Source organism: Clostridium muellerianum (assembly GCF_012926525.1).
Lineage (GTDB): Bacteria > Bacillota > Clostridia > Clostridiales > Clostridiaceae > Clostridium_AM > Clostridium_AM muellerianum.
Map to the genome: position 1 here is coordinate 231,705 of NZ_JABBNI010000014.1, position 14,326 is coordinate 246,030.

The following is a 14,326-nucleotide window of genomic DNA, read 5'->3' on the forward strand; positions in this document are numbered from 1 at the left end:
TCACTTCCTTTATTTATTAAACTCGTTCTTTTGCTAATTCAAGAGCATTTCTTTCTTGTAACTCTTGAGAAATTCTCGCATATGTTTCTTTATCTAAGTTATAAAATCTCATACAAACAATTGCTATAATATATAAACAAATAGGAATAACTGCTGTAGCAATAAGAATACCATTAAGTGCTGTAGGTGTTTGTGCTTGTTTTGCTACATATCCACTCATAGATAAAACTAAGCCCGGAATCATTCCACCTAAAGCATTACCACATTTAAAGAAAAATCCTATAACTGCATATATCATACCTCCTAAACGTTTATTTGTCTTCCATTCACCATATTCAACAGTTTCTGGAATTAATGCCCACATAAATGCACTTATCATACCATTTCCCACTGCAGCAATTCCACGTGAAATAAAAATGGCAGTAATCCAGTTACTTGGGAAAACAAATAATCCAACCATACCTATAATATCAGTTGCTATAGATAATGTCATAAGTTGCTTTTTGGTTAATTTTCTACTTAACCATGGAATAAATGGGATAACAAATAGTGCTGGTAATGTACCTATTCCAGAATACCATTTAACTAATTCTGGTCTTCCAACATAGTAGGTAACATAATAAATTCCAGTTGAATTAACAACAGATTTTACACCATATATAACGAAGAAAAATATACTTAAAATTACTAATGGTCTATTAACTTTAAATTGTTCAAAAATATCACTAAATTTTATTTTTGTATGTGAAGCTGGAACTTGTACTCTTTCTTTTGTTGTTCCAAAACATATAAGTAATAAAACTCCTCCAATAGTTGCAATAATAATCATTGTTAACTGCCAGCTTTTTGAAAGGCTCATTGTTTTTGAAAATTGATTTGCTAATAATGGTACAAAGAATGCTACAATAACGCCTCCTATATTTGCTAAAAATGTTCTGTATGTAGTTATACTAACAGATTCATGTTGATCTTGAGTCATTGCAGAAGTTAATGCACCGTAAGGAACATTAACAAATGTATAACAGACTGATAAAGCAATATAAGTTGCATAAGCATATAAGATTTTCCCACCTTGACTAAGTTGAGGTGTACTATAACATAATATAGCCAAAACAGCAAAAGGAATTGCACCATATAATAAGAAAGGTCTAAATTTACCATATTTTGTGTTAGTTTTATCAACAATCATTCCTACAATAGGGTCCATAACGGCATCGATGATACGAACTATAAAAAACATAAATGCTGCAGCACTTGATGCTAGTCCAAAAACGTCAGTGTAAAAAAACAATAAATAGCTTGAAATACTTGCATATACAAGGTTACATGCAAAATCTCCAAATCCATACCCAATTTTTTCTCTTACTGAAATTTTAGCATTTGAATTTTTTTCCATAATTTAACCTCCTAATTTTAAATTAAACATTTGAATTCATATTTTTGTGAATCATACTAAAACACTAAAGTTGCTAACGTTTTCTTAAATGAGTAAAAACGACTTTACTTTTTTATTAATTCTATATTTCACTATTTAAGAATTCATGTAGATACTATTTTTTGCTATTAGCTACTTTTTCTATGCACACGTTAACACTTAATTGTGTAATTACATATGTAATGCAACATTAAAATTGGTAGAGACTTCTAGTTAATTCTATCAGTTATGGCATTTTGTTATTTTTGATCACCTCCTACTTTTAAATTTAGTATATCATCTTTGTATAACTTTTTCAGTAAACTTTATAAAGCCACTTCAATTAACTGTGAACTATCTATAAAGTGGACTATTCAAAGCAATCTAAAAAAATTGCTTTGATTTAATGCATCCGCAAAATATTGAGTTTCCAAACAAAATTCACTATTTTTATATACTTAACCATCATTCTTATAATTTTTGTAATTCACATATAGCTAGATTTTCTTATATTAATAAGTTATCTATTTCTTTAAATTTATCTTTTAAACAAATATACAATGATGAATAAATTTTATAAAGTTTATTATACTTTTCAACATTTTCTCTTATAGGCTCTATTTTATCTGTAGTTCTTATAAGTTTGCTACATGCTTCGTCTACAGAATTAAAAAACCTACATCCAACTGCTGCAAGTATTGCTGCCCCATAAGCTGAACCTTCCTTTGAACTTACAATACTTACATCAAGATTAAAAATATCTGCTATTATTTGTCTCCAAAGTTTACTATCCGAACCTCCACCATTGATTCTTATCTCTTTCATATCTACATTTAAATTCTTTAATATTTCAAGTGAATTTCTAAGTGCAAAAGATACGCCCTCTAAAATAGCTCTTGTCATATCTCCCCTTTTATGAGTTACATTTAATCCAATAAAACTTCCTTTTGCATAAGGATCATTGTAAGGTGTTCTCTCACCTATTAAATATGGTAAAAAAAATAATTTATTGCTACCTACAGGAGAATTTTCTGCTTCCAAAAGTAATTTTTCAAAAGCATTTTTACTTGTATCTACGTTAATTTCATCTATCCACCATTTAAGGCTTAATGCTGCAGATAATATTACCCCCATTTGATGCCATTTCCCATTTGCATGACAAAATGAATGTAATCTATTTTTTTTATCTGCATAAAATTTTTCATTTGATGCAAAAACAACCCCAGATGTTCCAAGTGTGACAGATAATACTCCAGAGTTAACTGTTCCAGTACCTACAGCTCCAGCTGCTTGATCTCCAGCTCCAGCTATTACTTTAGTATCAGTTAAAAGTCCAGTTTCTTTTGATGCTGCAAATGAAACATTGCCTATTACTTCATAGGATTCATAAACTTTAGGCAAAACATCTTCTTTTATTTCCAATAAATCTATCATTTCCTTTGACCATCTTCTATTTTTAACATCAAACATTATTGTCCCAGAAGCGTCTGATACATCTGATACGAATACTCCTGTAAGTTTAAAACTTATATAGTCCTTAGGAAGCATAATATGTGCTATTTTGCTGTATATATATGGTTTATTTTCCTTAACCCACAACATTTTTGGTAATGTAAAACCTGTTAATGCCATATTTCCTGTATACATAGAAAGTTTATCTTGTCCAAATTCTTTATTTAAATAATCACACTGTTTCTGTGTTCTCTGATCACACCATAATATAGCTGGCAATAAAATTTTATTTTCTTTATCAAGAATTACGAGTCCATGCATTTGTCCACTAAAGCTTATACCTGCAATATCTTTTGCATTAATATTATGGTTATTTATAAGCTCTTTAATTCCATCTTTAGTACTATTCCACCAATCTTCTGGGTTTTGTTCTGCCCAACCAACCTTAGGATAACTTATGTTATAGTCTTTAGATACACTTTGTAATATATTGCCTTTTTCATTCATTATGATAAGCTTTACAGAAGAAGTTCCTAAATCTATACCTAAAAAATTCATAATCATCCCTTCTTTCTTCATAAGATTATTATTACAGAGACAGTTTAACTGTCTCTAGATTTTAAGTTATTATTTATCTTCAAGTAGATATTGATTTACTATAGATTCTAAAAGTTCTTGTCTTCCTGATCTATTCTTTATATCATTGTTTTCTAAAGCATATTTCTCAAGCTCATTAAATCCTACTTTTCCATCTACTATTGCTTTACCTATGCTAGTATTAAAGCTTGAATATTTTTCTTTGATAAAGTTTTCAATAGGACCATCTTTTAAAAGTTTATATGCTACTCTAAGCCCCTTAGCAAAAGTATCCATACCTGCTATATATGCTAAGAATAAATCTTCTGGTTCAAAAGATGCTCTTCTTACTTTCGCATCAAAATTCAATCCGCCTGGTGCTATACCACCATTTTTAAGTACTTCATACATGGACAAAGTTGAACTATATGTATCTGTAGGAAATTGATCTGTATCCCATCCAAGATGTGGATCACCTTGATTGGCATCTAAGCTTCCAAGTGCATTGTTTATTCTTGCCAAACATATTTCATGTTGGAAAGTATGCCCTGCTAAAGTAGCATGATTTGCTTCAATATTTATTTTAAAATAACTGTCTAGCTTGTACTTTCTCAAAAATCCCAAAACAGTTGCTACATCAGAATCATATTGATGCTTAGTAGGCTCCTTTGGTTTTGGTTCTATAAGAAATTGTCCTTTAAAGTCTATTTCTTTTGCATAATCTACTGCCATATGTAATAGTCTTGCAAAATTATCAAGCTCAAACTCCATATTAGTATTTAAAAGTGTTTCATATCCTTCTCTTCCACCCCAAAACACATAATTTTCTCCGCCTAGCTCTTTCGTAATTTCTATTGCTTTTTTAATTTGTGCTGCCGCATACGCGAAAACATCCACATTACATGTAGTACCAGCGCCATGTACAAATCTTGGGTTAGAAAATAAATTTGCAGTACCCCATAATAATTTTTTATCGTGTTTTTTCATTAAATTTTTACAAAATGATACTATCTCATCTAAATTTTTATTAGTTTCTGTTAAATCTTTTCCTTCAGGTGCTATATCTCTATCATGAAAGCAAAAATAATTTATATTTAGTTTGTCCATAAATTCAAAAGCTGCTTCCATTCTAGCTTTTGCAAGTTCCATTTTATCGTTTACATTATTCCAAGAACGAAGCATAGTTCCTACACCAAATTGATCAGTTCCATCCGCAGTTAATGTATGCCAATATGACATTGCAAATCTTAAATGTTTTTTCATTGATTTATCACCAATTATTTCATCAGCATTATAATATTTAAATGAATATGGATTTTTAGAATTTGGTCCTTCATAATTTATTTTAGATACGTTGTTAAAGTATTCTTTCATTTTTCATCACCTCATACCTTTATTTTCAAATTTAGTATACCACTTTCATTAATCTTTTTCAACCCACTTTATAAAGTTATTTTATAAAACAGCTTTATAAATTCATTTAAATTTATATTTGTACTTTCATATTAAAAAATGAGTATAAAAGCAAAAGGGACTGACACCCTAAATAATTAGTGTCTCAGTCCCTTTTTCTAACTATTATAAAAAAGAATTATTATAGCAAAAAAGCAACCCCCTTAAATAGAAACTATTTAAGGGGGAAACATTCATTAATTAGATAATGTTAATGTTTTCTGCTTGAGGTCCTTTTGGTCCATCAACTACTTCATAAGATACTTTTTGACCTTCTTGTAAAGTCTTGTATCCTTCTGCTTGTATTTGAGAAAAATGTGCAAAAACATCTTTTCCATCTTCTCCTGTGATAAATCCAAATCCTTTTTCTGAATTAAACCATTTAACTGTACCACTCATTTATCGTGTACCTCCGAAATTTTATTTTTCTTAAACTCTTTGTAATAACCCACCAATAAAATTTCGATATCAACATACTATTTTTATTAAGTACTCATTGAAATATATTTGTGTAACATTATTTACTCTTCATTTAAGCAATGTACTAATGATATCACATTTTATTACATAAAGCAAGTTATTTTAATTAATTATATTCCTTTAAAACAAAATAAATGTTTTAAAGATTCTTGGTGACATTATTACTAAACATTTGTCATTTATAGTATATCAAAGTTTATAAAAAATAAACCTATAATTTGAAATTTAAAAATCAAATTCACGCATAATTACAATTCCTACAAGTCCTGGACCTGTATGTACTCCTGCTACAGGACTTATATCTCCCATTCCAAGAAAAGTTATGTTAGGAATTAGTTTAAAATCTTCAAATACTTTCTTGCATTCGTCCTGTGCACCACCATTCATAACCCAAACTCTGCATTTAGAGGAACTTAATATATCCTTTGTAATATCCATTAGTTTATTTAAAGCTTTTTTGTTCCCCCTAACTTTAGTGTAGGTATAATAAATTCCTTGAGAATCTATTGATATTATTGGTTTTATATTCAACAGTTCACCTACTGTACCATAAACTTTTCCTATTCTTCCTCCAATAATAAGATATTTCAACGTATCCACTGCATAAAATACAGATATACTATCTCTTATCTTAGGTAAAGCCCCAACTATTTCCTCATAAGTTTTGCCAGCTTTTAAAAGTTCACCACACTTTATTAGTATAGCTCCTGCCCCTAATGTTAAAGACTTAGAATCAAAAACTGTAGTTATTATACTAGGATAATTACCGCTTACTAATTTTAATGCATTATATGTACCTGATAATCCTGAAGAAATAGGAACTATGATAGCATGTGTATATCCTTCACTTTCCAATTCTCCAAAAAGCTTTTCCATATCCTGAATAGATGGTAATGATGTATGTGGAATTTCCTTATCTAAATTATCATAAACTTCATTAGGCGTTATATTCACCCTATCTATGTACTCCCTGTCCTTATAAACTATTCTAAGTGGCAATACTTTTATATTATATTTTTCAACTATTTCTTTATCTAAATCAGATGTACTATCTGTAACTAATGCAATTTTCGTCATTATAATTAGACGCCTCCTTTATTAACAAGTATATTATATATCATATTATTAATATATATCAACAGTGATATGTATCAATGGTAATATATCTTTTTTAGCTTCACGAGCAAATATAATATTGAGAATAAATATTTATTTGTGTTAATATTTAAATATGACATTTAAAAGCTTATTAATATTTAATAAGCTTTTAATTAAAAACATAGTAAATAAAATATCAAATTGCTTTCATGCCAATGTGTAACTTTTACATAAAGTTGTCAATAATTATAACGAAAGGATGGAATATTTATGAAAGATATACAACTTAAAAATAAAGATGGATTAACAGAAAAAGAGTTTCTAGAAAGATATACGCCTGGAAATTATGAAAAGCCTTCTACTACTGTAGATATGCTGCTCTTTACAGTGGATGATAAAAAATCATATGATACAGAAAAGTTACCTGAAAAAGAATTAAAAATTCTTTTAATTAAAAGAGGAAATCATCCTTATATGGAATGTTTTGCAATTCCAGGTGGTTTTGTAAATATAGATGAAACTTTAAATGAAGCAGTTTATAGGGAACTAAAAGAAGAAACAAATGTGGAGAATGTATATTTTGAACAGCTTTATACCTGGGGAGATGACATAAAAAGAGATCCCAGGATGAGAGTTATATCTGTATCTTATATAGCTTTAGTAGATAAAAACAATATAAAGCCACAGGCAGGAGATGATGCCTGTGATGTAGAATGGTTTTCTATAAAAAGAGAATTTATATCATCAAGTAAAAATAATGGTGCAAAAGAAGATACATATAACTTAATATTAAAATCTGATACTAAAGATTCTGAAATAATATATAAAATCACTGAAAAATGTACAAAAAATGGCATTATAGTGAATAAAGAACCTAATTACGAACTTTTAAATCAAAGTAAAGGTAAACTAGCTTTTGATCATGTACAAATTATAGATACTGCACTTAAAAGGCTTAAAAACAAATTAGAATATACCCCTATAGCATTCACACTTTTACCTGAATATTTTACTCTGTCAGAACTCCAAAGTGTATATGAAGCTATTCTTAATAAACCTTTAATTAAAGAAGATTTTTTAATAAAGATCACTCCAATGATAAAAGAAACGGATTGTATAAGTAAAAATTCAAATCATAAATCTGAAAAATATTATAAGTTCAATGATAATTGGCAACACAGTTTTTTTAAGTAATAGAGTTGTATTTTGTTTAAAGTTACAAATACATATTGTATTTTTTCTAAAATAACATTATATTAGAAGATACAGAAAAGAAAACTAAAATTTGAAATCTAAGGAGACTTTATATGGACTTTTTAAAAGAGCTATTTGCAAAAGAATCTACTAAAAGAATTTTATTCTTTATTGTGTTAATAATAATTTTCTATTTATTAAAATCTTTATTAAACTTATTATTATTAACTTTCTTATTTACTTATTTAATGAACAGTTTACAAGGTTTGATAGTACGACAACTTAAAAAAATCACTCCAGTAAGAGAAAAGCTCATTACAATTCTTTTGTATTCATTATTATTTGCATCTATAGTTTTAATAATAGTAAATTATATACCTCTACTTATTACTGAAACTAAATCTATGTTGAATCAACCTACATTTGATTTTAGCACTAATTCTAATTCAGATATTATTCAAAAATATTTGGTAAGTGCATTTCAACAAATTGACTTACAGAAATATGTAAAATCAGGTTTTGATATTACAGTTCAGCTAGCTGCTAATATAGGAAAATGGAGTGCCAATGTATTTATTGCAATAATGTTAAGTTTATTTTTTATGCTGGAAAAGAAAAAAATAGAACTTTTTTTAGAAAAGTTTAAAACAAGCAAAGTAAAAGACATGTTTAAATATTTCAGCTTTTTTGGAAATAATTTTTTAAATTCCTTTGGTAAAGTTATACAAGCTCAAATTATAATAGCCTTTGTGAATACCATAATATCTGTTATCATGCTTTCTATATTAAGATTTCCACAATTAATTACATTAGGATTCATGATATTTATATTTAGTTTAGTTCCTGTAGCAGGAGTTATAATTTCACTTATACCACTTTCTTTGATTGCATTTAAAATAGGTGGCTTTACTAAAGTTTTATATGTATTAATTATGATAGCAGTGATTCACTCACTTGAAAGTTATATTTTAAATCCTAAGCTTATGTCAGCTAAAATTGAATTACCTATATTTTTTACATTTATAATACTATTAGCTTCAGAACATTTTATGGGAGTATGGGGATTACTTATAGGCATTCCACTTGTAATGTTCATACTAGACTTACTGGATGTAAAAGTAAATGATTAACTTAAAACCTTATAATAATTAAATATTTGCATCAGCCTTAGATAAAATCAATAAAAGCCTTAGGACTTTACCTTTACTTGAAAATAACAAGTTTGTAAAAATCCTTAGGCTTTTAACAATTTAACCTTTAAAACAATTAAACTTCTCTGTTATAACTAAACTTTTTAATAATTGAATACAAACCAATAAATAATAAATTTAATGTTATTACCTAGAAGCTTTAACATTGGCTCCTGTATTTATATATCTTCTACAGCAACAATAGTTACATTTCTTAAATTCCAATCATAAGTTAAATCATATATTTCTTTTGTTTCTACATTCCTAACTTTAGGACGAATAGAACATTCCTCATTGTTTTCTATTACAATAACTCTTTCACCATTACTTAGTTTTAAAATTGATCCTACAGGATATGGAGCTACTCTTCTAAGAAATATTTTTACTAATTTAGGATCAAATATTTGTCCATTATTAGCCATTATATATTCTATAGCTTCTGATGGTATACATGCTTTTGTAGTAGCTGTTTTTGTAACCAATTTATCATAGGCATCGCAGAGACATATAATTCTTCCAAACTTTGATATTTCCTCTCCCTTTTTTCCATCAGGATACCCTTTACCATCAAACCTTTCATGATGTTGAAGTACACCTACATAAGAAGTCACAGGTATAGTGTAATATTGTTTTATGTATTTATATCCAAGTTCAGAATGGCTTTGTATTAATTTTTCCTCTTCTTTTGTCAGGTTTTCAGTTTTATTTAATACTTCTTTTGATATAAATACCTTACCAATATCATGTAGAAGTCCTGCTGCTGTCAGTTTTTCTATCCTTTTAGTCTCTAAATTAAGTCCTACTCCTACAACTGCTGCTAATACACCTACATTTAAACAATGAGTATACATGTAGTCATCAAAGGTTTTAATATCTATCATATTTATCATTATATTTTTACTATTTAAAATTTCAAACATAATACTTTTTGCTATGTTTTCCACCATATTTATAGTTCTGCCTATGTTGCTGGAATTATTATATATACTTTTTATGGACTTAATTGCTTGAATTCTAAGTTCATCTGAAATTACGTTTTTAACTTCTATGTCTGAAGATATACTATCATCTATATAAACACCATTAACACCTATTTTTACAAGACTAGATATATATTCTTCAGTTAAAACTACATCTTCAGCCAGAAGCACAACACCTTCAGTAGAGTATATACTTTTGCCAAGCTTCATACCTTCTTTAAGGCATAATACTGGAACATATCTCATACTAATTGTTTCCTCCAATTCTTAATTATCTATTACTGTTATCGAACTAATTAAATTCAACTTTATTTTCACTTCATATATTTTAGTATTGTATATCCATTAGTATGCATATTAAATAAATCCTTTAATAGGTTATTAACCTATTAAAGGATCGTCCTAAAATATTTTAAATTACTTCTATTGTATCTCCCGATTTTACATAACCACCTTTTAAAACTTTTGTAAATATACCTTCCCTTGGCATAATACAGTCACCTACCTGACTTCGTATAGCACACCCCTTATGACATTCTTTTCCAATCTGAGTCACTTCCATTAATGTTTCTCCTATTTTAAGTTTAGTTCCAACTGGAAGTTCATATAAAGTTATACCTTCTGTGGTTATGTTTTCTGCAAATTTACCACTGCTTAGTCCTTCTGCTCCCATAGCTTTCATTTTATCAATACTTTCTTGCGAAAGCAAACTAACTTGCCTATGCCACTCTCCAGCATGAGCATCTCCCTCTAATCCATAATTTTCTTTAAAATAACCTTTTCCAATAGGTTTTTTTACAACTCCTTTAGTCTCACTTATATTCACTTCAACAACTTTGGCCATCTCGTACTTCTCCTTTACGTGTAATTTAAAAATTAGCGCTGGTATACTCCTGATTTTCCTCCGCTTTTTCGCATAAGCATAATATCAGATATTATCATTTGCCTATCTATAGCCTTGCACATATCATAAATAGTAAGCGCTGCCACAGAAACTGCAGTAAGAGCTTCCATTTCAATTCCAGTTTTTCCTACAGTTTTGGTTACAGCTTCAATATCTATTTTTAAATTTTCAAAATCCAGATCAAATCTGATATCACATCCAGATATCATAATTGGATGGCACATTGGAATAATTTGAGATGTGTTTTTAGCTCCCATTATACCACCAACCTGTGCCACTGAGAGTACATCTCCCTTCTTTATTCCTCCATCACTAATTCTTTTGAGAGTTTCCTCTTTCATATATATAGAGCCTTTTGCAATGGCTTCTCTTTCTGTATCACTTTTCTCACTTACATCAACCATTTTAGCTCTTCCTTCACTGTTTATATGTGTAAGTTCCATGCTTTTCCTCCTCTTTTAATGCTATCTTGCACACTCTGAAGCCTTTCCTGTTAATATGTCTATACCATGAGGCAATGCTGGTAGTATTGCTTGTAAATTTTCTACTGCACCCTTAGGACTTCCTGGCAAATTAACAATTAACGTTTCATTTCTTATTCCTGAAATTGCTCTTGAAAGCATAGCCTTTGGAGTTACTTTTAAAGACTCACTTCGCATTGCTTCTCCTATACCAGGTACATATTTTTTTATTACTTGCATTGTAGCTTCTGGAGTTACATCTCTTTTAGAAAAACCTGTTCCTCCATTTGTTAATACTAAATTAACTTTTAATTCATCGGAAAGATATATTAGTTCTTCTACTATTTTCTCCAATTCATCTGGTATAATTTTGTAATGATCTATACTATAATACTCTGGATCTAATATATTCTTTAATGCTTCACCTGTCCCATCTTTTCTTTCGCCTTTAGAACCTTTATCACTTATAGTAACAATAGCAGTTTTTATCATTATATCCCCACCTAACAGTATAAAAATTTGCATTCTTAATTTATATAATTTTCCTTAAACCTATAATACATGAATTTTCAAAAATTTGCAATGTAGCATTTAATTTGAACTTACTATACTTCTTTATAATCTACATCTACAATTTTCTTTTCAGAAAAGTCAAATTCGTCTTTTTCATTAGATATATTACTATGTGTTTTAACTTCTTCTCTTCTAATATTGTCTCCACTCTTCCAACTTTTAAAACTTTTTACTACTTTAGAAATCCCCCAAATTCCTGCAGCAACTAATGCTATCCATGGTAAAATTCTTATAAGTACTATAAAAATTATCAATCCTATTGCTATTTTAAAAACTGATGAAAAACCTTTATTTATAAAATCCATAATTTACATACCCCTTTTCTATTTTATTAAATTTAGTATTTTACATAACAATTATCAAGTAATTCCTAGATTCAAATGAAATTTGTTTATGAGAATTACTTTGTCCAATCAATAGTAGCCATCGGATAAAGTAATAATTTATTTTGAAATTATATCTTTTGATATTATAATATGATTATACCATACGCTTCTAATAAATGGTATCTAATATTACTTAATAAAGTATTAATAAATTATTAACTTTTTATGACATATTTCACTTTAAAAATAGTATTAAAAAAACTATAAAAAAATTAAATAATTATATTTGCAATATTATAACGAAAGGCAGGCCACATTATGCTATTATATTTCTTATTATCCATAGTACTCTTTTTACTAATAGTTGAAATAATTACAGTATTCTTCAAACTTACAGGTTTATCTGAAGAAAAATCTAGATTTCAAGTTATCTCTTTACTTACAGGATCTGGATTTACCACAAGAGAAGCTGAGCTTATAACTCAACATCCCACCAGAAGAAGATTAGCTCAACTGTTAATGGTTTTAGGGTATATAGGTTTTCTTACAGGTATATCTTTTTTAGTAGACATAATCAAACATTCTATGTCTATAAAGAGTATTCCAATGCTACTAATATTTTTTATATTTATGTGGTACATTTTAAGGGAAAAAATACTTGTACAATATTTAGACACATTTATTGAAAAAGTAATTTTAAGAAGGTATTCAAAATATAAGTCTCCAACTAAAATGTATAAACTTGTTACTAGAGCTAAAGGTTATGGAGTATATAATATTATTATAGATGAAAATAGTGGACTAGTTGGAGTTTCATTAAAGGATTCTAATTTAAAACCTAGAAACATGATAATTTTAAATATTGATAAGGGGAATCAATTTATAGGTTTTCCTAAAAGGGATTATGTATTGGAAAAAGGGGATAATGTACTACTATATGGTAAAGTAGAAGAAATTATTAAAACATTTAACTTGAATAACCTTCCCCCAAAATATAAAAATAGCTAAATAATATAAAAAAGGACAAGTCACCTTATAATGTGATTTGTCCTTGTTATAATGCTATTTTTTATTAACTTGATACCAATTATTAATAACTTTTGTACTTTCGTCACTAGGGTAATATCGTTTATCTGTACTATGTTCTCCTATTGCAAATATAGAAAATCCTAAAAACCAAGATTCCTTCTCAAATGCCCTTCTATAGCCTTCAAAACAATTAGCTTGCTCCACATTATTTACAGTATTATTTTGATATGGATCCCATGGATGCACAGAAGCATTGTTAATTTTAGGAAATCCAAGTTCTCCAAAGAAAATAGGTTTATTCCACTTATCATGGAATTTCTTTATTTCCTGCTTTACATTCTGCTTTCTATCATATATTTGTGTACTTTCTATAGCGCTAAATATATTTTCTGCAGTATTAGTACTATTATTTGTAAGCTCAAAGTAGGCTGCAATGGAAATAAAATCCAACTTTGAAAACATCTTATTATTCACCTTATTTTCATAAGCAGTAATTGTCTCTGGTTTCCATTTAGCTGTATACCACCACCCCATTCTATAAGTTACTAACCCCTTATAATATTTTCTAACATAATCTATAGTGTCACACCAATAACCTTCTGCAAACTCCATATTTATAAAGCTTGAACCTATATCTAGTGCATCTACATGATATGGCACTGCAATATCATTAATTATAGTTTTTAGAACATTATTTTTCCAATTGTAGAAAAAATCATTTATATTATTCGGTTTCCAAGCTGTCTCATATTTACTTCCATTATCTATCCATGGATAAGGTTCTAATATTATATTTACTTTTTTCCATCTTAATTTTTTTAATAAGATTTTTGCTTTTTCTTCGCTCTCTTTATCTACGCTCATATTACTAGAGGATAAATCCTTTATATTTACAACAATAGGAACATTTATCGTATTTAATTTAAGCTTGTCTATATCGCTTAAAACTTCATCAACCTTATAGTCTGTAGATAAATTGCCTGATTTAATTTTTGTTTCAAACTTTTCATTTAATGTCTTTCCTTCAATTTTATTTATGTTCTTATTAATAACTCCTCTAGAATCCGGATTAGTTTTAATAATATGAACTGCAACTGCAATTATAATTATTATTACAAATAATATTGCGATTTTTTTCTTATTCATTTTTACCTCCATTTGTTATATACATTTTTTAATATCAATTGTACTTTTACT

Annotated in this window: 14 protein-coding genes; 3 read left to right on the forward strand and 11 right to left on the reverse strand. The window is 28.2% G+C overall.

All coding sequences use genetic code 11. The annotated features are described in order from the left end of the window. Positions 1-16 precede the first annotated feature (16 nt). The 5 genes from HBE96_RS08420 to HBE96_RS08440 all read right to left on the reverse strand — a co-directional run bounded on the left by HBE96_RS08420 (position 17) and on the right by HBE96_RS08440 (position 6,451). Positions 17-1,396: a glycoside-pentoside-hexuronide (GPH):cation symporter gene (locus tag HBE96_RS08420; protein ID WP_169297318.1), complete on the reverse strand. Its 1,380-nt coding sequence runs from the start codon at positions 1,394-1,396 to the stop codon at positions 17-19. 525 nt (positions 1,397-1,921) lie between these two features. Further along, on the reverse strand, positions 1,922-3,424 hold the full coding sequence (gene xylB, locus HBE96_RS08425; protein WP_169297319.1) for a xylulokinase: 1,503 nt from the start codon (positions 3,422-3,424) through the stop codon (positions 1,922-1,924). A gap of 69 nt (positions 3,425-3,493) precedes the next feature. Continuing rightward, positions 3,494-4,816, reverse strand: coding sequence for a xylose isomerase (gene xylA, locus HBE96_RS08430; RefSeq protein ID WP_169297320.1), 1,323 nt, complete (start codon positions 4,814-4,816; stop codon positions 3,494-3,496). Between the two features lie 279 nt (positions 4,817-5,095). Beyond that, positions 5,096-5,293, reverse strand: coding sequence for a cold-shock protein (locus HBE96_RS08435; protein WP_169297321.1), 198 nt, complete (start codon positions 5,291-5,293; stop codon positions 5,096-5,098). Positions 5,294-5,599: 306 nt separating this feature from the next. Then, on the reverse strand, positions 5,600-6,451 hold the full coding sequence (locus HBE96_RS08440) for a DegV family protein (RefSeq protein WP_169297322.1): 852 nt from the start codon (positions 6,449-6,451) through the stop codon (positions 5,600-5,602). 291 nt (positions 6,452-6,742) lie between these two features. On the opposite strand from HBE96_RS08440, the gene HBE96_RS08445 reads away from it, so the two are divergent. Continuing rightward, complete coding sequence (locus HBE96_RS08445) at positions 6,743-7,666, forward strand: NUDIX hydrolase (protein ID WP_169297323.1); 924 nt, start codon at positions 6,743-6,745, stop codon at positions 7,664-7,666. Positions 7,667-7,779: 113 nt separating this feature from the next. Further along, entirely contained in the window at positions 7,780-8,796 is a 1,017-nt protein-coding gene (locus HBE96_RS08450) for an AI-2E family transporter (RefSeq protein ID WP_169297324.1), read from the forward strand. A gap of 239 nt (positions 8,797-9,035) precedes the next feature. Here the strand turns inward: HBE96_RS08450 and HBE96_RS08455 are convergent, their stop codons facing one another. From HBE96_RS08455 to HBE96_RS08475, 5 genes are all read right to left on the reverse strand, one after another. Continuing rightward, positions 9,036-10,082, reverse strand: a complete 1,047-nt coding sequence (locus tag HBE96_RS08455; protein ID WP_169297325.1) for an HD-GYP domain-containing protein — start codon at positions 10,080-10,082, stop codon at positions 9,036-9,038. A gap of 166 nt (positions 10,083-10,248) precedes the next feature. Continuing rightward, positions 10,249-10,680 carry an MOSC domain-containing protein gene (locus HBE96_RS08460; RefSeq protein WP_169297326.1) on the reverse strand — a complete coding sequence of 144 codons (432 nt, stop codon included), beginning with the start codon at positions 10,678-10,680 and terminating at the stop codon, positions 10,249-10,251. A gap of 32 nt (positions 10,681-10,712) precedes the next feature. Beyond that, a complete protein-coding gene (gene moaC / locus HBE96_RS08465) occupies positions 10,713-11,183 on the reverse strand; it encodes a cyclic pyranopterin monophosphate synthase MoaC (RefSeq protein WP_169297327.1) in 471 nt (156 codons plus the stop codon). 21 nt (positions 11,184-11,204) lie between these two features. Next, positions 11,205-11,693, reverse strand: coding sequence for a MogA/MoaB family molybdenum cofactor biosynthesis protein (locus HBE96_RS08470; RefSeq protein ID WP_169297328.1), 489 nt, complete (start codon positions 11,691-11,693; stop codon positions 11,205-11,207). A gap of 113 nt (positions 11,694-11,806) precedes the next feature. Continuing rightward, positions 11,807-12,079: a hypothetical protein gene (locus HBE96_RS08475; RefSeq protein ID WP_169297329.1), complete on the reverse strand. Its 273-nt coding sequence runs from the start codon at positions 12,077-12,079 to the stop codon at positions 11,807-11,809. 339 nt (positions 12,080-12,418) lie between these two features. On the opposite strand from HBE96_RS08475, the gene HBE96_RS08480 reads away from it, so the two are divergent. Further along, positions 12,419-13,108, forward strand: coding sequence for a TrkA C-terminal domain-containing protein (locus HBE96_RS08480; RefSeq protein ID WP_243186868.1), 690 nt, complete (start codon positions 12,419-12,421; stop codon positions 13,106-13,108). Positions 13,109-13,162: 54 nt separating this feature from the next. On the opposite strand, the gene HBE96_RS08485 is transcribed toward HBE96_RS08480, so the two are convergent. Then, on the reverse strand, positions 13,163-14,275 hold the full coding sequence (locus HBE96_RS08485) for a glycoside hydrolase family 113 (protein ID WP_169297330.1): 1,113 nt from the start codon (positions 14,273-14,275) through the stop codon (positions 13,163-13,165). Positions 14,276-14,326: the final 51 nt, after the last annotated feature.

Excerpts from the sequence above, each read along its gene's own strand:
- HBE96_RS08420 (WP_169297318.1), bottom strand. The coding sequence starts at position 1,396 with ATGGAAAAAAATTCAAATGCTAAAATTTCAGTAAGAGAAAAAATTGGG.
- xylB (WP_169297319.1), bottom strand. The coding sequence starts at position 3,424 with ATGAATTTTTTAGGTATAGATTTAGGAACTTCTTCTGTAAAGCTTATC.
- xylA (WP_169297320.1), bottom strand. The coding sequence starts at position 4,816 with ATGAAAGAATACTTTAACAACGTATCTAAAATAAATTATGAAGGACCA.
- HBE96_RS08435 (WP_169297321.1), bottom strand. The coding sequence starts at position 5,293 with ATGAGTGGTACAGTTAAATGGTTTAATTCAGAAAAAGGATTTGGATTT.
- HBE96_RS08440 (WP_169297322.1), bottom strand. The coding sequence starts at position 6,451 with ATGACGAAAATTGCATTAGTTACAGATAGTACATCTGATTTAGATAAA.
- HBE96_RS08445 (WP_169297323.1), top strand. The coding sequence starts at position 6,743 with ATGAAAGATATACAACTTAAAAATAAAGATGGATTAACAGAAAAAGAG.
- HBE96_RS08450 (WP_169297324.1), top strand. The coding sequence starts at position 7,780 with ATGGACTTTTTAAAAGAGCTATTTGCAAAAGAATCTACTAAAAGAATT.
- HBE96_RS08455 (WP_169297325.1), bottom strand. The coding sequence starts at position 10,082 with ATGAGATATGTTCCAGTATTATGCCTTAAAGAAGGTATGAAGCTTGGC.
- HBE96_RS08460 (WP_169297326.1), bottom strand. The coding sequence starts at position 10,680 with ATGGCCAAAGTTGTTGAAGTGAATATAAGTGAGACTAAAGGAGTTGTA.
- moaC (WP_169297327.1), bottom strand. The coding sequence starts at position 11,183 with ATGGAACTTACACATATAAACAGTGAAGGAAGAGCTAAAATGGTTGAT.
- HBE96_RS08470 (WP_169297328.1), bottom strand. The coding sequence starts at position 11,693 with ATGATAAAAACTGCTATTGTTACTATAAGTGATAAAGGTTCTAAAGGC.
- HBE96_RS08475 (WP_169297329.1), bottom strand. The coding sequence starts at position 12,079 with ATGGATTTTATAAATAAAGGTTTTTCATCAGTTTTTAAAATAGCAATA.
- HBE96_RS08480 (WP_243186868.1), top strand. The coding sequence starts at position 12,419 with ATGCTATTATATTTCTTATTATCCATAGTACTCTTTTTACTAATAGTT.
- HBE96_RS08485 (WP_169297330.1), bottom strand. The coding sequence starts at position 14,275 with ATGAATAAGAAAAAAATCGCAATATTATTTGTAATAATAATTATAATT.